Origin of the sequence: Kitasatospora sp. NPDC051170 (genome assembly GCF_044455705.1) — a bacterium.
In the GTDB taxonomy this organism is placed as follows: Bacteria; Actinomycetota; Actinomycetes; order Streptomycetales; family Streptomycetaceae; genus Kitasatospora.
Genome location: NZ_JBITFA010000021.1, coordinates 95555 through 114553, shown reverse-complemented (window position 1 = coordinate 114553; position 18999 = coordinate 95555). Strand labels below are relative to the sequence as shown.

Below are 18999 nucleotides of genomic sequence, written 5' to 3'. Positions count from 1 at the left end.
CCACCCGCTATGACAAGACCCGCGAGTCCTACCAGGCCGCCGTCACCATCGCCTCGATCCTGCTCTGGATCTGATCTTTGAAGACGATCTCTAGTGCCGCGTCAGGCACGATCCGCCGCCAGGCGTAGGTCCCCTCCCCCGGATCCCCCGCCCGGGGGAGGCACCCGGCACCCCGGGGCGAGGCCCCGGGCCGGGCCCGCGCGCCAGCATGCGGGTATGAGGATCGACGAACGCGCCGTACGGGCCGGGGCGGCCTGGACCGCAGTCGCGGCCACCCTGCCCTACCTGACGCTCAAGACGCTGTGGCTGCTCGGGATCGCGGTGGGCGTCGACGACTCCGAGGCTCTGGACAAGCTCTTCGTCCCGAACGTGCTCAGCTTCGGGATGGACGCCGTCGCCTTCGCCCTGGCCCTCTCCTTCGTCCGGCCCTGGGGGCGGCGGGTGCCGGCCGGGCTGGTGGCGTTCCCGATGTGGGTGGCGACCGGGCTGCTCGGGGCGATCCTGGTCGCCGTGCCCTTCTCCCTCCTCGCCGACCTGCTGCTCGGTCCGGAGCACACCCCCGAGCGGACTCCGGGCGTGGCCGGGTTCAGCGCCTGGGTCGTCCCCCTGGTGTACGGCGGCTTCAGCGTCCAGGGCCTCGCGCTGATCACCGCCTTCCTGCTGTACGCCCGGCGGCGGTGGGCCTGGCTGCTGCGCGACCGCGTCGGCGACCTGCCCGGCTCCCCCACCCTCGCCGTGCAGCGCAGCCTCGCCTGCGCGGCCGTGCCGCTCGCCCTGGCCGTCGCCACCGCCCACGCCTACTGGGCGGCGGGCGGCAAGGCCGGGCTGCCGGACTCCTTCTCCGACTACGGCTCCCGGGGCCCGCAGACGATGTCCGCCGTGATGGCCCTGATGGCACTGGCCGCTCCCCCGGCCCTGCTGGCGATCGTCTTCCGCCTGCGCCCGCACGGCCGGCTGCTCCGGCCGACGCTCGCCGCCTGGACCGGCGCCGGGGCGCTGCTCGGCTGGGGCGCCTGGCAGCTGATCATGTTCGGCACCACCGGGACCACCGTCCAGGACCTGCGCCACGCCACCCCCGGGCTGCTGCCGCTGGTGGAGTGCGCACAGGTGGCCACCGGGCTGCTGATCCTGGCGGCGGGGGCGGTGGCGCTGACCGAGAGGGGTGCGTCCGAGCGAGGGCGTGCGATCGGGCAAGGGCGTGCGATCGGGCCGGAGCGTGCGGTCGGGCAAGGGCGTGCGATCGGGCCGGAGCGTGCGGTCGGGCAGCGGCGTGCGGTCGGGCAGGGCGGCGCCTTCGGGCAAGGGTGTGAACCGGCGCACGCCCCCGCCGAAGAGGCCGTAGAGTCGGCCGGGTGATCATGGGGGCGGACGGCCGGATTCGGCGCGTGGCGGGGGCGTTGGCCGGGCGCAGGGCCCGGCTGCGGTGGGTGCACCTGGTGCTCGGCGGCGCGCTGCTGATGCCGTACTGGCTGCTCTCCGTCACCTTCCTCGGGGTGCTCAGGCCGGACCGCCCGCCCGAGCAGAAGCTGCTCCTGCTGCTCGCCTCCCTGCTCACCTCGCTGCCGATGGCCGCCGTCACCGCGCTGGTGCCCGTGGTCCGGGGCCTGGAGGGCTCGGCCGCGCGGGCCCTGTGCACGGTGGCCCGGCCCGAGGACCTGGCCACCGGGCCCTCCCGCTCCTGGGCGGCCCGCCGGCGCACCGCGCTCTGGTTCGTGCTGCACGTCTTCCTCGGCGGCATCGTCTCCGGCATGACGCTCGGCGGGCTCCCGTTCGCGGTGGCACTGCTGCTCGAACTCGGCGGGACCTCCGAACTCGGCCGGTACTGGGAGGACCGCCTCCCCGGCTGGCTGCCCGTCGGCCCGGTGCTCGGCCTGCTCCTGCTGCTCCTGATCGTCGGTGTCAACGCCGGCTGCGGCGCCGTCCTGGCCCGGTCCGCGCCCGCCCTGCTCGGCCCGACCCCGGAGGAACGGGTCGCCGCCGCCGAGCGCCGGGCCACCGTGCTCGCCCAGCGCAACCGGCTGGCCCGCGAACTGCACGACTCGGTCGGGCACGCGCTCAGCGCCGTCGGCATCCAGGCGTCGGCCGCCGCCCGCGTCCTGCGCACCGACCCCGACTTCGCCGCCGAGGCGCTCCAGGCCATCGAGGAGACCGCGCGGGCCGCCGTCGCCGAACTCGACACCGTGCTCGGCCTGTTGCGCGAGGACGGCCCCGAAGGCACCGGCCCGGCCGGGCCGACCCTCGCCGGGCTGGACGACCTGCTGCGCCAACTCGCCCGCACCGGCGTGACGGTGAACGCCGACCTCGCCCCGGGCCTGGCCGCCCTGCCCACCGAGGTCTCGCGCGAGGCGTACCGGATCGTGCAGGAGGGGCTCACCAACGTGCTGCGGCACGCCGGGCCCGCGCCCGCCGGGCTGCGCGTGGCCCTCACCGGGGAACGGCTCGAGATCGAACTGACCAACCCGCTGGGCCCCTCCCGCCCCAGCCGACCCGGCGGCGGACGGGGACTGCGCGGGATCGGGGAACGCGCGACGGCCCTGCGCGGCGGCAGCACGGCGGGGCCCGGCGAGGACGGAACGACGTGGCGGCTGGCCGTCTGGCTGCCGGTGGGAGGGACAGCATGACCGAGAACCGCATGACCGAGAACCAGATGACCGAGCCGAACGGCAGGAGCGAGGCGAACGGCATGGACGGGCGGGACGAGGCGATCCGCGTCGTCATCGCGGACGACGAACGGCTGGTCCGGATGGGCCTGCGGGTGGTGATCGACGCCGAACCGGACCTCACCGTGGTCGGCGAGGCCTCCGACGGCGCCGAGGTCGTGCCGCTGGTGCGCCAACTGCGGCCCGACGTCGTCCTGATGGACGTCCGGATGCCCGGCATCGACGGCATCCGCGCCACCGAACAGCTCATCGGCGGCATGGACCGGCCGCCGCGCATCCTGGTCGTCACCACCTTCGAGCACGACGACCACGTGTACGACGCGCTGCGCGCCGGCGCCTCCGGGTTCCTGCTCAAGCGGGCCCGCGCGGAGGAGATGGTCCAGGCGGTGCGGCTGGTCGCGCGCGGGGACTCGCTGCTGTTCCCCGCCGCCGTACGGGACCTCGCGCTGCGGCACGGCGCGGCGGCCGGACGGCGGACGGCCGAGGCCCCGGACCGGGGGCCGGTCCGGCGGCTGACCGAGCGGGAGCAGCAGGTGCTGCGGCTGATGGCGACCGGGCTCAACAACGGCGAGATCGCCCGGGAGCTGGTGGTCAGCCAGGAGACGGTGAAGACCCATGTCGGCAGCGTGCTCGCCAAACTGGGCGCGCGGGACCGCACCCAGGCGGTGATCACGGCGTACGAGTCGGGGTTCGTCCTGCCGGGGTGAGTCCTGAGGCCCCGCCGTGCCCGTCCCGGGCTTCCACCCGCCGTCAAAACCGTTTGCTGTCGATCCCTCTCCCGGCGCAAAAACGCTGGGCTGAAAGTCGGGGGTCACCACCGCACATCGGAGGAGGCCCGGGCCGCGGGGCCGACCGTAGCGTCGGTTCCACGGCGGCGGAGGGGTTCCGCGGGGGAGGCCGGGACGGGGACGGGAGTCCGGCGACATGGCAAGGATCGGATGGGGCGCGGTGGCGGCGGCCACGGCGGTGGCACTGGCCTCCACACTCGCGGCGGCGCCACCGGGGGTGGCCGCGCCCGCGCAGGGACAGGCGCAGGGTCAGGCGCAGGAACAGGGACAGGCGCAGGAACAGGGCCGGGGCACCCTGGACGGGGTCTGGCGGATGGACGGCTACGGCATGGTCGTCGTGATCGCCGGCGACAGGCTGACCACCTACGACGTGACGACGCACAGCTGCGTGCCGGGCTGGATCACCGCCACCCGGGCGGGCGCCCCGGGGCCGGACGGCGCCACCCGCTTCACCATCGGCAACAACGCGCTGACCCTCACCCCGAGGGGCCGTGACCGGCTGATCGACCACGAGGAGGGCGGGGTCGGCGCCAAGACGCTGAACCGGCTGCCCGCGCTGCCGCCGCTGTGCACCGTGCCGGCGCCCAACGACCCGCTCTCGGTCTTCGACCGGTTCTGGGAGGACTTCGAGGAGAACTACCCCTTCTTCGCCGCCAAGGGCATCGACTGGCACACCGTCCGGGACGAGCAGCGCGCGAAGATCACCCCGGCGACGACCAGCGAGAAGCTGCAGGAGATCCTCATCGACACGATCCGGCCGCTGGGCGACGCGCACACGGGGCTCGCGCGGTACGTCGACGGGGAGCCGAAGGGCGTCTTCGGCGGCCGACGACCCGGCACGACCCGCCGTACCAAGGAGCTCGTCGACCGGGCCGGGCAGGCCGTCGCCGCCCAGCTCACCGGCCCCGAGCAGACCTTCGGCGACGGCAGGCTCGGGGTCGGCCGGCTCCCCGACGGCGTCCGCTACCTGCGGGTGAGCGCCTTCGACGGCTACACCGACGGCGACTACGCCGGCCGGGCCGCCCAGCTGGACCTCGCGCTCGACGCCGTGCTCGCCGACCCGGAGGAGATCACGGGCCTGGTGATCGACGTCCGGCTCAACGGCGGCGGCTCGGACGCGCTCGGGCTGCAGATCGCCTCCCGGCTCACCGACTGCCCGTACCTCGCCTACCGCAAGGTGGCGCGCAACGACCCGGCCGACCCGGCGAAGTTCACCCGGCCCGTGCCCGTCGCCGTGCAGCCCTCGGCCGGCGAGCACTTCACCGGGCCGGTGACGGTCCTCACCTCCTCGATCTCCGCCAGCGCGGCCGAGACCTTCACCCAGGCACTGATGGGCCGCTCCCCGCACGTGACCCGGATCGGCGAGAACACCCAGGGCGTCTACTCCGACATCCTGATCAAGAACCTCTCGCCGGACTTCGCCGTCGTCCTGCCCAACGAGAAGTACCTCACCCGGGACGGCTCCACCTTCGACGGCCCGGGCATCGCACCGGACGTCCCGACGCCGGTGTACAGCGCCGAGGAGCTGGCCGCGCTCAAGGACTCCGCCCTGAGCACGGCCCGCGGCGTCCTCGCCTCGGAAACCGAGGAAGCCCGGGGCGCCCGGAACGCCCGCGACGCCCACGACGCCCGGTAAGCCGGGAACAGGCGGTAGGGCCCGCTACATCGGCTCCACCGCCCTCAGCTCGCCGTCCATCTCCAGCCAGCGCGTCAGGCCCAGGCCCCGCAGGAACGGCACGTCGTGGCTGGCCACGACCAGCGCGCCCTGGTAGGAGGCCAGCGCCTGGGTGAGCTGGCGGACGCTGGCGAGGTCGAGGTTGTTGGTCGGCTCGTCGAGCAGCAGCAGCTGCGGCGGCGGGTCGGCCAGCAGCAGCGCCGCCAGGGTGGCCCGGAAGCGCTCGCCCCCGGAGAGCGTGCCGGCCGGCTGGTCGGCCCGCGCCCCGCGGAACAGGAAGCGGGCGAGCCGGGCGCGGATCGCGTTGTCCCCGGCGGCGGGGGCGAACAGCTTGACGTTCTCGGCGACGCTCAGCTTCTCGTCCAGCAGGTCGAGCCGCTGCGGCAGGTACCTGAGCGGCACCTGGGTGGTGACCATCCCGTCGACGGGCGCGAGCTCGCCCGCGATCGTGCGCAGCAGGGTGGTCTTGCCCGAGCCGTTGCCGCCGACCAGGGCGATCCGCTCGGGCCCGCGCAGGTCGAGCTCGGCGGTGGCGCCGTTGGACAGCCGCACCTTCTGCAGGGTGAGCACGGTGCGCCCGGCCGGGACGGCGGTGCGCGGCAGGTCGATGCGGATCTCCGCGTCGTCGCGCACCGCCTCCTCGGCGGAGGCCAGGCGCTGCTTGGCCTCCTCCAGGCGCTCGGTGTGCATGCCCTGGAGGCGGCCGGCCGTCTCCTGGCCCTTGCGCTTGAGCATCCCGGCGAAGATGTGCGGGTCGTTGCGGGTGACGGAGCGCTTCTTGCCGTAGCTCGCGCTGCGCTCCAGCCGGGTGCGGGCGTCGACCAAGTCCCGTTTCTGGCGCTGGACGTCGGCCTCGGCGTTGCGCAGCTGCCGCTCGGCCGTCTCCTGCTGGGCGGCGACGGTGTGCTCGTAGTCGCTGAAGTTGCCGCCGTACCAGGTGACTTCGCCATCCCTGAGATCGGCGATCTGGTCGACGTGCTCCAGCAGCTCGCGGTCGTGGCTGACGACCAGCAGGACGCCGTGCCAGCCGGCCACCGTCTCGTAGAGCCGCTCACGGGCGGCCCGGTCGAGGTTGTTGGTGGGCTCGTCCAGGAGCAGCACGTCGGGGCGACGCAGCAGCAGGGCGGCCAGGCGCAGCAACACGGCCTCGCCGCCGGAGAGTTCGCCGGTGGTGCGGTCGAGCCCGAGGCGGCGCAGGCCGAGCTTGTCGAGGGTGGCGCGGGCGCGCTCCTCGACGTCCCAGTCGTCGCCGACGGCGTCGAAGTGGCGCTGGTCGGTGTCCCCGGACTCGATGGCGTGCAGGGCTTCGCGGGCGGCCCGGACTCCGAGCGCCTCGTCGACCCTGAGGGTGGTGTCGAGCGTCAACCCCTGGGGCAGGTAGCCGAGTTCACCCGCGACGCGGATCGCTCCGCGGCTCGGGGTGAGGTCTCCGGCGACCAGCCGCAGCAGGGTGGACTTCCCGGCGCCGTTGAGCCCGATCAGGCCGGTGCGGCCCGGGCCGACCGCGAGGTTGAAGCCGTCGAGGACGGGCTTGCCGTCCGGCCATTCGAACGCGAGGTCGGTGCAGAGGACGGCGGTGGTGGGTTGTGCCATGGTGGCCTCCCGGAGTGGTTGCTGAGGGGTGAGGTGAGCAACACGGGAGACACCGCGGGTGTGGGACCGTACGGCCTGCGCAGCGAGGCGGGGGCGCGTCAGAACAGGACGCGCGCCGGGGGCCGGGACTGAGGTCGCACACCTCGCGCACCACGCGGCGGGAACGGCCTGCGCGGCGGGGCGGTGTCTCGGGACCTCAGTAGAGCAACGGCCTTCTCCTTGTCTGGCGGATGACATCGAGAACGCTAGGCGCCCCGGGAGGCGATCGCAACCGATTTACCGCCGGCAGAGCCGACGGTGACCCGGTGCCGATCCCGTGCCGATCCGGTGACAGCCGCGTACCAGTCCGGGCCCGCGGCGATCACCCGGGCGGCCGCATGGCAGACTCCTGACCTGCCATACGCCTGCGGCCGCCAGCCGCACCCGCGGAACGGGCCGTATGGCGGTAGTCAACAGGGGGATTTGAACTCATGTCACCGATAACCCGGTCGAGCCGCGCCGTCCTCGGCGCCTCCGTGGCCGCGCTGACGGTCCTGGCCGCCACCGCCTGCGGCCCGGACAACTCCGACCCGGCGATCGCGCAGACGACCGCGCCGAACGTCGCGGGCACCAAGGCGGGCGCGCCGCCGTTCAAGCTGCCGACCGTCGAAGAGCTGAAGACCTGGAAGTTCGACGACTGGGACAAGTGGGCCCAGGCGAACGTCGTCACCCCGGCGGTCAAGGGCTACTGGACCCTGCAGAAGCTGCTGGCCGCCAAGCCCAAGCCGCTGCCCCAGCCGGCCCCGGACCCGACGCAGGCGCCCGCGCAGCCGACCTCCGCCCCGGCCCAGCCCACCGCCACGCAGCCCCCGGCTGGTGGCGGCGGCTCGGACCAGCCGCCCGCAGCCGTCCCGGCGAAGCCCGCGGCACACCCGTACGCGAAGAACCTGCACGTCAACGGCAAGATCTTCTTCAAGGACGGCAACGAGGACTACGTCTGCTCCGGCACCGTCGTCTCCGACCCGGCCAACCCCGGCAAGAGCAACCTGGTGTGGACCGCCAGCCACTGCCTGCACGGCGGCAAGGGCAACAAGTACTACACCAACATCACCTTCGCCCCGGCCTACAACAGCAACGGTTCCCTGAGCGGCGGCAAGCAGGGCGACGAGGCCGCGGCCGAGCCGTACGGCGAGTGGGGCGCCACCGCCGGCATGGTCTCCCCGCAGTGGGCGGGCGAGGCCGACCCGGAGAAGGGCGGCCCGTGGAGCCAGTACGACTTCGGCATCATCAAGGTGGCCAACCCGGCCGGTGGCGGCAAGTCGCTGGAGGAGACGGTCGGCGGCTCGGTGCCGATCTGGTTCAACGCCCCGCGTGACCAGGTCTCGATCACCAGCTACGGCTACCCGGCCGGCAAGCCCTTCGACGGCGTCGAGCTGGAGCACTGCGACGGCGGCAAGCCGGCGCGGAAGACCGGCGACACGACCCGCCCGCCGATGCTGGTGATCGGCTGCACCATGACCGGCGGCAGCAGCGGCGGCGGCTGGTACGCGGCCAAGGACGGCAAGCCGGCCCTGGTCAGCGACACCTCCATCGGCAACAACGCCAACACCTACGAGGCGGGCCCGTACCTGGAGGACGTCGCGGCGCACATGTTCGACTACTTCTCGAAGAAGTCGAAGTGACCCGTCGGGCGAACCGCCGAGTGACCCACTGAACGACCGGCCCGGGGGCCGCGGCCGCGAGAGCCGCGGCCCCCGCGCTTTTCCGTCCCCGGCCCCGGTCCTCCTACAATCGGCCCCATCATGAGCGCCACACTCGTAGTCAAGGACCTCAGCGCCGGCCACGGCGAACGCACCCTCTTCGCCGGCCTGGACCTGGTGATCGCCCCCGGCGACGTGATCGGCCTGGTCGGGGTGAACGGCGCCGGCAAGTCCACCCTGCTGCGGCTGCTCGCCGGCCTGGACACCCCCGAGGCCGGATCGCTGCGGCTCAGCCCGGCCGGTGCCAACATCGGCCACCTGCCGCAGGAGCCCGAGCGCCGCGAGGGCGAGTCGGTGCGCGCCTTCCTGGCCCGCCGTACCGGCGTGGCCGCCGCCCAGGCCGAGCTGGACGAGGCCACCGAGGGCCTGGTCGAGGGCCGCCCCGGCGCCGACGACGCGTACGCGGCGAGTCTGGACCGCTGGCTCGACCTCGGCGGCGCCGACCTGGAGGAGCGCGCCGAGGAGGTCGCCGACTCCCTCGGCCTCAAGGTCTCCCTCGACCTGCCGATGACGGCCCTGTCCGGCGGCCAGGCCGCCCGCGCGGGCCTGGCCTCGCTGCTGCTCTCCCGCTACGACGTGTTCCTGCTCGACGAGCCCACCAACGACCTCGACCTGGACGGCCTGGAGCGCCTGGAGTCCTTCGTCAAGGGCCTGCGCGCCGGCACCGTGCTGATCAGCCACGACCGCGAGTTCCTGGCCCGCACCGTCACCAAGGTGCTGGAGCTGGACCTGCACCAGCAGCAGGTCAACCTGTACGGCGGCGGCTACGAGGCGTACCTGGAGGAGCGCGCCGTCGCCCGCCGGCACGCCCGCGAGGCGTACGAGGACTTCGCGGACACCAAGGCCGGGCTGGAGGCCCGGGCCCAGATGCAGCGCAACTGGATGGAGCACGGCGTCCGCAACGCCCGCCGCAAGAGCGGCGACAACGACAAGAACGCCAAGGCCAAGCGCACCGAGTCCACCGAGAAGCAGGCCTCCAAGGCCCGGCAGACCCAGCGGATGATCGAGCGCCTGGACGTGGTCGAGGAGCCCCGCAAGGAGTGGGAGCTGAAGATGGAGATCGCCACCGCGCCCCGCTCCGGCGCGGTGGTCGCCACCCTGCGCGGGGCGCTCGCCCGGCGCGGCGACTTCTCCTTCGGCCCGGTGGACCTGCAGATCGACTGGGCGGACCGGGTCGCCATCACCGGCGCCAACGGCGCGGGCAAGTCGACCCTGCTGGCCGCCCTGCTCGGCCGGCTCGAGCTCGACGGCGGCAGCGCCGTGCTGGGCTCGGGCGTGGTGGTCGGCGAGGTGGACCAGGCGCGCGGCCTCTTCCTGGGCGAGGAGAAGCTGATCGACGCCTTCGCCGCCGCCGTGCCGGACCTCAACCCGGAGGAGGTGCGCACCCTGCTGGCCAAGTTCGGCCTCAAGGCGGTGCACGTGCTGCGCCCGGCCGACACCCTCTCCCCCGGCGAGCGCACCCGGGCCGCGCTGGCGCTGCTCCAGGCCCGCGGGGTGAACCTGCTGGTCCTGGACGAGCCCACCAACCACCTGGACCTGCCCGCCATCGAGCAGCTGGAGTCCGCGCTCGGCTCGTACACCGGCACCCTGCTGCTGGTCACCCACGACCGGCGGATGCTGGACACCGTCTCGGTGAACCGCCGCATCGAGGTCCGCGACGGGCGGGTGCACGAGCTGTAGGGCCTTCACCGTCGGCCCGGATTGGTCTCAACCTCTTGGTCTCGACCTCTTCCCGGCGCGGTCGTCATGTGCTGTGCTGTCGGCCATGGTTGACAGCACAGCGGTGGCGGCCGCGTCGTACCCGACCGTCCCGCTCACCCCGATGACGGTGCCGGCCCACGAGGCCGAGGCCCGCGGCAAGACGTTCTTCGACGTGATGGCGCAGCGCCGGACCGTCCGCGACTACGACACCCGCCCGATCCCCGAGGGGGTGATCGAGTGGGCCGTGCGCACCGCGAGCACCGCGCCCAGCGGCGCGCACGTCCAGCCCTGGCGGTTCGTGGTGATCACCGACCCCGGCCGCAAGCGGCTGCTGCGGGAGGCGGCCGAGGCCGAGGAGCGCGAGTTCTACGGGCACCGGGCCTCGGAGGAGTGGCTGGCGGCGCTGGCGCCGATCGGCACCGACTGGCACAAGCCGTTCCTGGAGGACGCGCCGGCGGTGATCGTGGTGTTCGAGGTGCACAAGGGCCCGAGCACGCCGCGCCCGTACTACACCAAGGAGTCGGTGGGCATCGCGGTCGGGCTGCTGCTGGCCTCGCTGCACCAGGCGGGGCTGGCGACGCTGACGCACACGCCGAGCCCGATGCGCTTCCTCAACGAGGTGTGCGAGCGCCCGGCGGAGGAGCGCGCCGCGTACGTGATCCCGGTCGGGTACCCGGCCGAGGGGGCACGGGTGCCGGATCTGCGGCGCAAGGAGCTCGACGAGGTGATGGTCCGCCTCTGACGCTCGCTCCGGACCCACTCCGGGACGTGCTTCCGTGCGCGCCGCGTGCCCGGGTGAAATCGGATGGTGGCAGGTCCCGGCCAAGGACATAATCCGGGTCATGAGTCACCCTCAGCCACACTCCTGCGACGCGGGCCCGGCGGTGGCCCCGCCGCCCGTCACCGCCGGGCGGCCGCCCGAACTGCTGCGGCTGCCCGGCGGCCTGCGGCTGTGCCGCCGCCGGCCCGGCCACGCCCCGGCGCTGAACCGGGCGCTCGTCGCCAACCTGGACCACCTGCGGCCGTGGATGCCGTGGGCCACCGAGGCCCCGTCCATGGCCCGCACGGTCGAGCTGACGCGGGCGAGCACCGCCGCCTGGGAAGCCGGCACCGACTTCATGTACCTGGTCGGGCTGGCCGGGGAGCCCGGGCACGTGATCGGCGCGGCCGGGCTGCACGGGCGGATCGGCCCCGGCGCGATGGAGATCGGCTACTGGGTCTGCGAGCGGCACGTCGGGCGCGGCATCGCCACCGCCGCGGCCGGGGCGCTGACCGAGGCCGCGCTGGCCCTGCCCGGGATCACCCGGGTGGAGATCCACTGCGACGAGGCCAACGCGGCCAGCGCCGCCGTCCCCCGCAAGCTCGGCTACCGGCTCGACCGGGTGGCCGACACCGCCGTCCAGACGCCGGGGCAGACCGGGCGTCAACTAGTGTGGGTCATGGAACGCTGACCGAAGCTTCCGCGAACTCCCCACGGGCAGCGGGGAGTTCGCGGATCCCCTCATGACGGCCGGTCAGACCGCAACGGCCACCGGCGCGATCCAGTCGCGGAAACCGCCCTCCACCACCAGCTCCGCGAGGCGCGCGTAGCCGCCGGAGCCCGGGTGCGCTCCGTCGGAGGCCCTCGCCTCGGCCGTCCACACCGCGTCGGCGGCGAGCGCGGCGGTGACGTCCACGAACGGGACGCCGAACTCCTCGCAGATCCCGGCCATCGCGGGGGCCAGGGCCGTCACCCGCTCCAGGTGCTCCGCTCCCCCGGCCACCACCGGCGGCGGGCCGACCACCAGGGCGGCGACGCCGCGTTCGCGGGCGCCGCCGAGCATCGCGGTGAGGTTGGCGAGGGTGTCGTGGTGGGCGAGGCGCGGCGCCCCGTTCTCCGTCATCGCGTCGTTGGCGCCGATCGACACCACCAGCCGGTTGTCGGCACCGAGTACGGTGCGCGCCTCGACCTCCATCCAGCAGCGCCTGCGCACCTGTTGCGAGGTGTCGCGGCGCACCCCGAGGTTGAAGGCGGTGGCGTGCGGCGCGGCGGCCGCGACGGCCCGGCCGACCCAGCCGCGGAACTCCGGGTCGCCGAGGCCGAGTACGAAGGAGTCACCGAGAAAACTGATCCGCGGGCCGTCGAACGGAGCCGCGTGCGTTCGTATGGTCATCTGGCCACCGTAGGGGCCGATGCGGGGCGCTCGCCGAGGAATTCACCACCGGGCCCGGCCCCTCCCCGGTCGAACCCGCGGTCGAACCCGCGGTCGAGCGCGGCGCACGGAGCCCGTGCCGCACGGGGCCGCCGCCGCGCAAACCGGCGCGTGGGGGCGCGAAAATCGGTCGCGCCCGCGACCGGGCGCCGCCCTTCCGGTCTTGGCACGGGTTCCCGGGGCGGTCGACGCTCTGCATGCGGCCGATCCGGCCGCCGTGTCCGCCGGCGCTCCCGCCGGCCCATCGGGGAGGAACACCCATGTCGTTCACGCGCACCAACGCCGCCCGTACCCGCACCGCCCACGCCCGCCTCGCCCGTACCCGCACCGCCGCCGTCGCCGTCCTGCTCGCCGGCGCCACCACGCTGGCCACCGCCGCACTGGCCGCCCCGGCGCAGGCCGCGGGCGGGCAGCACCGCGCGGCCAGCCGCTTCGACGACGGCAGCTTCGAGACGCCCAAGGCGCCGGCCAACGGCTTCACCGAGTTCAACGCCGGTCAGAGCATCGGCCCGTGGAAGGTCACCGCCGGCAGCGTCGACCTGATCGGCGCCGGCTTCTGGCAGGCCGCCGAGGGCGACCAGTCCCTCGACCTCAACGGCGCCGACAGCGGCACCGTCGCGCAGACCTTCGCCACCGTCCCCGGCGCCACCTACTCGGTGACCTACGCCCTGGCTGGCAACTCCGCCGGCGGGCCCGCCGTCAAGACCGGGAAGGCCGAGATCGACGGCCAGGACTTCCAGGACTTCTCCTTCGACACCACCGGCAAGACCTTCGCCGCCATGGGTTACGTGGGCCGCCAGTTCAGCTTCGTCGCCCGCAACGCCACCACCACCCTGACCTTCGCCAGCACTGTGCGCGGAGCGTACGGACCGGTGCTCGACGACGTGCAGGTCAAGGAGTGCAAGCCCTGTTGCGGCAGCTGACCGGCCGTCGGCGCCCGGCGCCTTAACGTCGCCTAAAACCTGCCTCCGGTGAAGGTCCGGCCGTCGGGAGACGCTTGACGTGCACAGCTGGTCTAGTCCAGTTTGATGCACAGCACAGCACCGCGCTCCCCCACCGGTACAGCCCCAGAGCTGCCGCCCGCCCCGCGTTTCCCCCCGCGCGGCGCGGGCGGCCACCACCGTTTCCGAGAGGCACCCCCATGCCCAGCGCGCCCCAGCACGCCCCCACCCACCGGCGCCCCGCCGCCCGCACCAAGCTCCTCGGCCTGGCCGCCGCCACCGTCCTCGCCGCGGGCGGCCTGGCCACCGTCGCCGGGAACGCCGGCGCCGCGGACGCCAACCTGCTCGTCAACGGCGGCCTCGAGAGCGGCGCGCTCGGCCCCTGGAGCTGTTCCGGCGGAACCGGGAGTGTCGTCAACTCCGGTGCCCACGGCGGAACGTACGCCCTCAAGGGCGCCGCGAGCGTGAGCGACACCGCGCAGTGCGGGCAGAGCGTCAGCGTCCTGCCCAACACCACGTACAGCCTCAGCGCCTGGGTCCAGGGCCAGTACGTCTACCTCGGCGCCACCGGCAGCGGCATCACCGACCCGGCCGTCTGGACGCCCGGCGGCGCCTCCTGGCAGCAGCTGTCCACCAGCTTCACCACCGGCCCGTCCACCACCAGCGTCACCGTCTACCTGCACGGCTGGTACGGGCAGGGCGCCTACCTCGCCGACGACATCGCCCTCACCGGCCCCGGCGGCGGCACCCCTTCGGCCACGCCGACGGTCACCCCGACCGGCACGCCCACGGCCGCCCCCACCGGCGGCCCGAGCACCCCGCCGCCCACCACCCCGCCGCCCACCACCGCGCTGCCCGTCGCGCCGTACATCGACATGGGCGCCTGGCCCACCCCGTCCATGCCCGACATGGCCAGGGCCGGCGGCGCCAAGAGCTTCAGCATGGGCTTCGTCACCGGCGTCGGCTGCAAGGCCAGCTGGTTCAACGCCTACGACCCGCGCAGCGGCTGGGCCAAGGACCAGATCGACGCGCTGCGCGCGGGCGGCGGCGACGTCAAGCTCTCCTTCGGCGGCGCCGCCGGCACCGAACTCGCCGCCGCCTGCACCTCGGTGGACTCGCTGTACGCCGAGTACGACGCCGTGGTCAGCACCTACAACCTGCGCTACGTCGACTACGACATCGAGGGCGCGGCCATCGCCGACACCGTCTCCAACGACCGCCGCTCGGCCGCCCTCGCCAAGCTCCAGAAGGCCCACCCCGGCCTCAAGGTCTCGCTCACCCTGCCCGTCCTGCCCGAGGGCCTCACCTCGGAGGGCGTGGCGATCGTCAAGTCCGCCCGCGACGCCGGGGTGAACCTCGACCTGGTGAACATCATGGCCATGGACTACTACCGCGCCGGCAGCGACTACGGCAACGCCGCCGTCCAGGCCGCGCAGTCCACCTTCGGCCAGCTCAAGGCGCTCTACCCGGCCAGGAGCGACGCCCAGCTGTGGGCCATGGTCGGCGTCACCCCGATGCTCGGCGAGAACGACGACCACCAGATCTACAACCAGGCCGCCGCCCAGCAGCTGGTGACCTTCGCCAAGCAGAACCACCTCGGCCTGCTGGCCTTCTGGGACGCCACCCGCGACGCCAACGCCTGCACCGGCGGCTCGCTCGCCAAGTGCACCAACATCCCGCAGCAGCCCTACGAGTTCGCCAAGATCTTCTCGCAGTACACCGGCTGACCCGCTCCCCCGTGGGCGGAAATTGACATCTCATCGTCCCGGACCGTTGGTTACAGTCCCCCTCACCTGAACCACACGAGGGGGCGGACATGACGGTCCGGGACGACCATCACCAGCAACGACACCAGCAGCACCAGCAGCTGGCCACCATCGCGCCGACCACCATCGCGCCGACCGACGGCGCGGCCGACGCGAGCGGCCTCACCCCCGAGGAACTCGCCGCGTTCGGCCGCACCCTCGGCCGGCTGCGCGCCCTCCCCTCCCAGGACCGCACCCGCATCCACGCCGAGCGTCAGCTCAGCTCCTTCGTGATGGAGAGCCGCAAGCGCCGCCGCCAGGAGGCCAAGCAGGCCGTCCGCGAGGCCGACGCCGCCCTGCTCGCCGCCACCTCCACCGGCGCCCTCGGCCGCCGGGAGGACGCCCCGCTCCCGCCCGCCGCAGGCCCGGTGGGCGTGCTGCTCAAACCCCAGCGCTGCTATGTCTGCAAGCAGGCGTACCAGCAGGTCGACGCCTTCTACCACCGGCTCTGCCCGGCCTGCGCCGCCGACAACACCGCCCGCCGCGCCCTGAGCACCGACCTGCGCGGGCGGCGCGCCCTGCTCACCGGCGGCCGGGTGAAGATCGGCTTCCAGCTCGCCCTGATGATGCTGCGCGACGGCGCCGAGCTGATCGTCACCAGCCGCTTCCCGCAGGACACCGTCCGCCGCTTCCGCGCCGCCGAGGGCAGCGCGCAGTGGTTCGACCGCCTCACCGTCGTCGGCATCGACCTGCGCGACCCGCGCCAGGTCCTCGGGCTGACCGAGCAACTGCGCGCCGAGGCCCGCCCGTTGGACATCCTGGTCAACAACGCCGCCCAGACACTGCGGCGCCCGCCGGAGTCCTACGCCCTGCTCGCCGCCGGGGAGCAGGGCGCCCTGCCGGCCGCCGAGCGCCGGGCGATCGAGCACGCCCCCGGGTTCCGGCCGCTCACCGGGGCGGCCCCGCTGCCCTCGGGGGCCGGGCTGGACCTCCTCACGGACGAGGCCGGACTGCTGCCCGACCTCTCGTCCTCCAACTCCTGGTCCGCCACGCTCGGTTCGCTCGACCCGTCCGAGGTGCTGGAGGTCCAGCTCGTCAACGCCCTGGCCCCGGCGCTGCTCTGCGACCGCCTGCTGCCGCTGCTGCTCGCCTCCCCGCACCCCGCCCGGTACATCGTCAACGTGACGGCGGTGGAGGGCCGCTTCGCCGTCCGCAACAAGACGCCCCGGCACCCGCACACCAACATGGCCAAGGCCGCGCTCAACATGCTCACCCGCACCAGCGCCGCCGACCTCGCCCGCCGGGGCGTCCACATGTGCGCCGTCGACACCGGCTGGATCACCGACGAGAACCCGGCGCCCGTCAGGACCCGGATCGCCGACCGGGGGTTCCGCACCCCGCTGGACATCGTCGACGGGGCCGCCCGGGTCTACGACCCGATCGTGCGCGGCGAGGCGGGCGAGCCGCAGTCCGGGGTGTTCCTCAAGGACTACCGGGTGGCGGCCTGGTAACCACCGCTCCTGCGGTGGTAGTACGCGAAGGCCAGGGCCAGGGTGATCGGCCCCCAGAACACCGCCGGGCCGATGCAGAGCCGGGCCAGCAGCATCCACCAGCCGTTGCTGAACCCGACCTCGTCGAACAGGCCGAACCAGGCCAGCGGCATCGTGGTGAAGAGCCCCACCAGCACCAGCCCGCCCAGCACCGCCGGGACCACCGCCGCCAGCGGTGGCACCCGGCGGCCCCGCAGGAACGGCACCCAGCGCGGGAACACCTCGCCCCACCCACTGACCAGCCCCAGGGTGAGCAGGGCGACCGCCTCCGTGACCAGGCTCAGCCCGAACACGTACGGGGTCGCCCACCACGGCATCGGCGGGTGGCCCTGGTCGACCAAGCCCATCTCGAAACCGAAGGCGAACGGCAGCCGCCACAAACAGTGCGGCAGGACGACGAACGGCAGGGCCTTGGCCAGGCGCAGGGCCCACACGGGAACGGGGCGCTCGGTGTCGCCCACCGGGATGTTCAGCATGGTGACAGCCTCCCGCCCGGCCGTACGGCGGCGCCTCGCCCGTACGGCCGGACCCCCTCCCCCGGCGGTGCTACCTCAGCCCTCCGCCAGGAGGGCGACGTATCCCCCCGTGGGATGACCGGGCCGGGGCTGCTCCATCCTGCCGGCGACGGTGAACCCCGCCCCGGCGAGCAGCTCCGCCAGGTGGCCGGCCGGGACCAGGTGGGAGGCGTACGAGACCGGATTGCCGCCGTACGCCTCGGCGGGCCGGCGCACCCCCTCGCCGACGTGCCCGCCGAGCAGCAGGTGGCCGCCGGGGGCGAGGACGCGGCGGAACTCGGCGAAGAGGGCGGGCAGTTCGTCCGCCGGGGTGTGGTGGACGGAGTACCAGGCGAGGATGCCGCCGAGGGCGCCGTCCGGCAGGTCGAGGGCGCCCATCTCGCCCTGCACGAACCGCAGTTCCGGGTGCAGGCGGCGCGCCGTCGCGATCATCCCGCCCGAGACGTCCACGCCGTACGGGTGCCGGACGCCGAGGCGGGCCAGGTAGGCCGTCACCCTCCCGGGGCCGCACCCGAGATCGGCCACCGGGCGCTCCTGGCCCCGGACGCACTCGGCGAAGGCGGCGAGCATCGCCCGCGACAGGACGTCCATCTGCTCGGGCGCGGGGACGAGGCGCAGGTAGTCGGCGGCCACGGTGTCGTACGAGTCGCGGACGGCCGCCAGGTGTGGGGCGGTCACGAGGCTTCGAGGCGGCGGCAGGGGCAGTCGGGGGTGCAACTCTGCACCGGGCCACGCCAGTTCAGCTTCTCGGTGGCCTCGGCGCGCTGGGCGAAGACCTCTTCGCGGCGGTCCTCGACCTGGCGCAGCACGTCCTTGCGCTCGCGCCGGGCGAGGCGGTCGACGTAGAGACCGCCGTCGAGGTGGTCGGCCTCGTGCTGGAGGCAGCGGGCGAAGTAGCCGGTGCCCTCGACGGTGACGGGGTTGCCGTCCAGGTCCTGGCCGCGTACCACCACCCGGGCCGGGCGGGCGAGCACGGCGCTGCCGCCGGGGACGGAGAGGCAGCCCTCGGGTTCCTCGATCAGGCGGCGGCCGGGGGTCTGCGGCTCGACGACGGGGTTGAGGAGGTGGCCGGTGTGGCGGACGCCGTCGTCGTCGGGGCAGTCGTAGACGAACAGCCGCAGGTCGACGTCCACCTGGTTGGCGGCGAGCCCGGCGCCGTCGGCGACGTACATGGTGGCGAACATCGAGTCGATCAGGCGGGCCAACTCGGGGCTGCCGAAGTCCTGTTCGCCCGCCGGGCGGCAGGGACGGTGCAGGATCGGCTCACCGTGCTCGGTCACGCGGAGCACGGGCGGGCGGGCGGTCATCTTCTGTCCCCCTGGGAATACGACGGCTTGTCATCGACTTTGCAAAGTAGCAGACTTTGCAAAGTGACCGAAGACCTGACCTCCGCCGCCGCGCTCCCCGAGCACGCCGTGCGCACCGCGCTGCTGGAACTCCTCGCCGCGCGCGGCACCCTCACCTCCACCGAGGCGGCCGCGGCCCTCGGCCACAGCTCCGGCCTCTGCTCCTTCCACCTGCGGCAGTTGGCCCGGCACGGACTCATCGAGGAAGCCCCGCCGGTGGACGGCCGTGCCCGCCCGTGGCGCCTGCCGCAGCCCCGCCAACTCCCCTCGCCGACCGCCGAGTTCGACGCACTCGCCCGCGGCCTGGAGGACGAGAGCTACCGGCGCTGGCTCGCCCACCGCACCGAGGCCCCCGCCGAGTGGCAGCAGGACGAGGCGTTCAGCGCCGTCCTCCACCTCACCCCCGCCGAACTCACCGCCGTCGCCGAAGGCGTCCGCCGCCTCCTCGCCCCCTACCGCACCCGGGACACCGACCCCGCCGCCCGCCCCGCCGAGGCGCGCCCGGTCGCCGCCGTCACCCGCCTCTTCCCCCTCCTCCCGGAGGAGCGGTAACG

At 74.0% G+C, this 18999-nt stretch carries 17 protein-coding genes; 12 read left to right on the top strand and 5 right to left on the bottom strand.

The genetic code is table 11. The annotated features are described in order from the left end of the window. Positions 1-216: 216 nt before the first annotated feature. The 4 genes from ACIBCA_RS33525 (at position 217) to ACIBCA_RS33510 (ending at position 5084) form a co-directional block, all read left to right on the top strand. Positions 217-1356, top strand: coding sequence for a hypothetical protein (locus ACIBCA_RS33525; RefSeq protein WP_396286856.1), 1140 nt, complete (start codon positions 217-219; stop codon positions 1354-1356). 2 nt (positions 1357-1358) lie between these two features. Further along, on the top strand, positions 1359-2621 hold the full coding sequence (locus tag ACIBCA_RS33520; RefSeq protein ID WP_396286862.1) for a sensor histidine kinase: 1263 nt from the start codon (positions 1359-1361) through the stop codon (positions 2619-2621). Positions 2622-2683: 62 nt separating this feature from the next. Next, positions 2684-3367 (top strand): response regulator, encoded by a 684-nt coding sequence (locus ACIBCA_RS33515; protein ID WP_396286860.1) that lies wholly within the window; start codon positions 2684-2686, stop codon positions 3365-3367. A gap of 217 nt (positions 3368-3584) precedes the next feature. Then, a complete protein-coding gene (locus tag ACIBCA_RS33510) occupies positions 3585-5084 on the top strand; it encodes a S41 family peptidase (protein ID WP_396286855.1) in 1500 nt (499 codons plus the stop codon). A 24-nt stretch (positions 5085-5108) separates the two neighbouring features. Here ACIBCA_RS33510 and ACIBCA_RS33505 read toward each other — a convergent pair whose 3' ends face one another. Further along, positions 5109-6716 (bottom strand): ABC-F family ATP-binding cassette domain-containing protein, encoded by a 1608-nt coding sequence (locus tag ACIBCA_RS33505; RefSeq protein ID WP_396286854.1) that lies wholly within the window; start codon positions 6714-6716, stop codon positions 5109-5111. Between the two features lie 470 nt (positions 6717-7186). Here ACIBCA_RS33505 and ACIBCA_RS33500 point away from each other — a divergent pair, with 470 nt between their 5' ends. The 4 genes from ACIBCA_RS33500 (at position 7187) to ACIBCA_RS33485 (ending at position 11607) form a co-directional block, all read left to right on the top strand. Then, positions 7187-8377: a hypothetical protein gene (locus ACIBCA_RS33500; RefSeq protein WP_396286853.1), complete on the top strand. Its 1191-nt coding sequence runs from the start codon at positions 7187-7189 to the stop codon at positions 8375-8377. 120 nt (positions 8378-8497) lie between these two features. After that, positions 8498-10135, top strand: coding sequence for an ABC-F family ATP-binding cassette domain-containing protein (locus ACIBCA_RS33495; protein ID WP_396286852.1), 1638 nt, complete (start codon positions 8498-8500; stop codon positions 10133-10135). An 85-nt stretch (positions 10136-10220) separates the two neighbouring features. Then, positions 10221-10898 carry a nitroreductase family protein gene (locus ACIBCA_RS33490; protein ID WP_396286851.1) on the top strand — a complete coding sequence of 226 codons (678 nt, stop codon included), beginning with the start codon at positions 10221-10223 and terminating at the stop codon, positions 10896-10898. Positions 10899-10998: 100 nt separating this feature from the next. Further along, positions 10999-11607, top strand: a complete 609-nt coding sequence (locus ACIBCA_RS33485) for a GNAT family N-acetyltransferase (protein WP_396286850.1) — start codon at positions 10999-11001, stop codon at positions 11605-11607. A gap of 63 nt (positions 11608-11670) precedes the next feature. Here the strand turns inward: ACIBCA_RS33485 and ACIBCA_RS33480 are convergent, their stop codons facing one another. Next, positions 11671-12309: a GDSL-type esterase/lipase family protein gene (locus ACIBCA_RS33480; RefSeq protein ID WP_396286849.1), complete on the bottom strand. Its 639-nt coding sequence runs from the start codon at positions 12307-12309 to the stop codon at positions 11671-11673. 299 nt (positions 12310-12608) lie between these two features. Here ACIBCA_RS33480 and ACIBCA_RS33475 point away from each other — a divergent pair, with 299 nt between their 5' ends. The 3 genes from ACIBCA_RS33475 (at position 12609) to ACIBCA_RS33465 (ending at position 16545) form a co-directional block, all read left to right on the top strand. Continuing rightward, a complete protein-coding gene (locus ACIBCA_RS33475) occupies positions 12609-13271 on the top strand; it encodes a choice-of-anchor C family protein (protein ID WP_396286848.1) in 663 nt (220 codons plus the stop codon). A gap of 218 nt (positions 13272-13489) precedes the next feature. After that, entirely contained in the window at positions 13490-15016 is a 1527-nt protein-coding gene (locus ACIBCA_RS33470) for a carbohydrate binding domain-containing protein (protein ID WP_396286847.1), read from the top strand. An 89-nt stretch (positions 15017-15105) separates the two neighbouring features. After that, on the top strand, positions 15106-16545 hold the full coding sequence (locus ACIBCA_RS33465) for an SDR family NAD(P)-dependent oxidoreductase (protein WP_396286846.1): 1440 nt from the start codon (positions 15106-15108) through the stop codon (positions 16543-16545). On the opposite strand, the gene ACIBCA_RS33460 is transcribed toward ACIBCA_RS33465, so the two are convergent. The 3 genes from ACIBCA_RS33460 to def all read right to left on the bottom strand — a co-directional run bounded on the left by ACIBCA_RS33460 (position 16524) and on the right by def (position 18406). Then, positions 16524-17060, bottom strand: a complete 537-nt coding sequence (locus ACIBCA_RS33460) for a hypothetical protein (protein ID WP_396286845.1) — start codon at positions 17058-17060, stop codon at positions 16524-16526. The two genes, ACIBCA_RS33465 and ACIBCA_RS33460, sit on opposite strands and share 22 nt — an antisense overlap. Before the next feature lie 75 nt (positions 17061-17135). Beyond that, positions 17136-17777: a class I SAM-dependent methyltransferase gene (locus ACIBCA_RS33455; protein WP_396286844.1), complete on the bottom strand. Its 642-nt coding sequence runs from the start codon at positions 17775-17777 to the stop codon at positions 17136-17138. After that, complete coding sequence (gene def, locus ACIBCA_RS33450) at positions 17774-18406, bottom strand: peptide deformylase (protein WP_396286843.1); 633 nt, start codon at positions 18404-18406, stop codon at positions 17774-17776. The genes ACIBCA_RS33455 and def overlap by 4 nt, the downstream gene beginning before the upstream one ends. Before the next feature lie 63 nt (positions 18407-18469). Here def and ACIBCA_RS33445 point away from each other — a divergent pair, with 63 nt between their 5' ends. After that, on the top strand, positions 18470-18997 hold the full coding sequence (locus ACIBCA_RS33445; protein ID WP_396286842.1) for a helix-turn-helix domain-containing protein: 528 nt from the start codon (positions 18470-18472) through the stop codon (positions 18995-18997). The last annotated feature ends 2 nt before the right edge of the window (positions 18998-18999 follow it).

What these genes read in the sequence shown, in the direction of transcription:
- ACIBCA_RS33485 (WP_396286850.1), top strand. Translation starts at nt 10,999, where the DNA reads ATGAGTCACCCTCAGCCACACTCCTGCGACGCGGGCCCGGCGGTGGCC.
- ACIBCA_RS33465 (WP_396286846.1), top strand. Translation starts at nt 15,106, where the DNA reads ATGACGGTCCGGGACGACCATCACCAGCAACGACACCAGCAGCACCAG.
- ACIBCA_RS33495 (WP_396286852.1), top strand. Translation starts at nt 8,498, where the DNA reads ATGAGCGCCACACTCGTAGTCAAGGACCTCAGCGCCGGCCACGGCGAA.
- ACIBCA_RS33480 (WP_396286849.1), bottom strand. Translation starts at nt 12,309, where the DNA reads ATGACCATACGAACGCACGCGGCTCCGTTCGACGGCCCGCGGATCAGT.
- ACIBCA_RS33460 (WP_396286845.1), bottom strand. Translation starts at nt 17,060, where the DNA reads ATGCTGAACATCCCGGTGGGCGACACCGAGCGCCCCGTTCCCGTGTGG.
- ACIBCA_RS33500 (WP_396286853.1), top strand. Translation starts at nt 7,187, where the DNA reads ATGTCACCGATAACCCGGTCGAGCCGCGCCGTCCTCGGCGCCTCCGTG.
- ACIBCA_RS33505 (WP_396286854.1), bottom strand. Translation starts at nt 6,716, where the DNA reads ATGGCACAACCCACCACCGCCGTCCTCTGCACCGACCTCGCGTTCGAA.
- ACIBCA_RS33490 (WP_396286851.1), top strand. Translation starts at nt 10,221, where the DNA reads ATGGTTGACAGCACAGCGGTGGCGGCCGCGTCGTACCCGACCGTCCCG.
- ACIBCA_RS33520 (WP_396286862.1), top strand. Translation starts at nt 1,359, where the DNA reads ATGGGGGCGGACGGCCGGATTCGGCGCGTGGCGGGGGCGTTGGCCGGG.
- ACIBCA_RS33475 (WP_396286848.1), top strand. Translation starts at nt 12,609, where the DNA reads ATGTCGTTCACGCGCACCAACGCCGCCCGTACCCGCACCGCCCACGCC.
- ACIBCA_RS33470 (WP_396286847.1), top strand. Translation starts at nt 13,490, where the DNA reads ATGCCCAGCGCGCCCCAGCACGCCCCCACCCACCGGCGCCCCGCCGCC.
- ACIBCA_RS33515 (WP_396286860.1), top strand. Translation starts at nt 2,684, where the DNA reads ATGGACGGGCGGGACGAGGCGATCCGCGTCGTCATCGCGGACGACGAA.
- ACIBCA_RS33525 (WP_396286856.1), top strand. Translation starts at nt 217, where the DNA reads ATGAGGATCGACGAACGCGCCGTACGGGCCGGGGCGGCCTGGACCGCA.
- def (WP_396286843.1), bottom strand. Translation starts at nt 18,406, where the DNA reads ATGACCGCCCGCCCGCCCGTGCTCCGCGTGACCGAGCACGGTGAGCCG.
- ACIBCA_RS33510 (WP_396286855.1), top strand. Translation starts at nt 3,585, where the DNA reads ATGGCAAGGATCGGATGGGGCGCGGTGGCGGCGGCCACGGCGGTGGCA.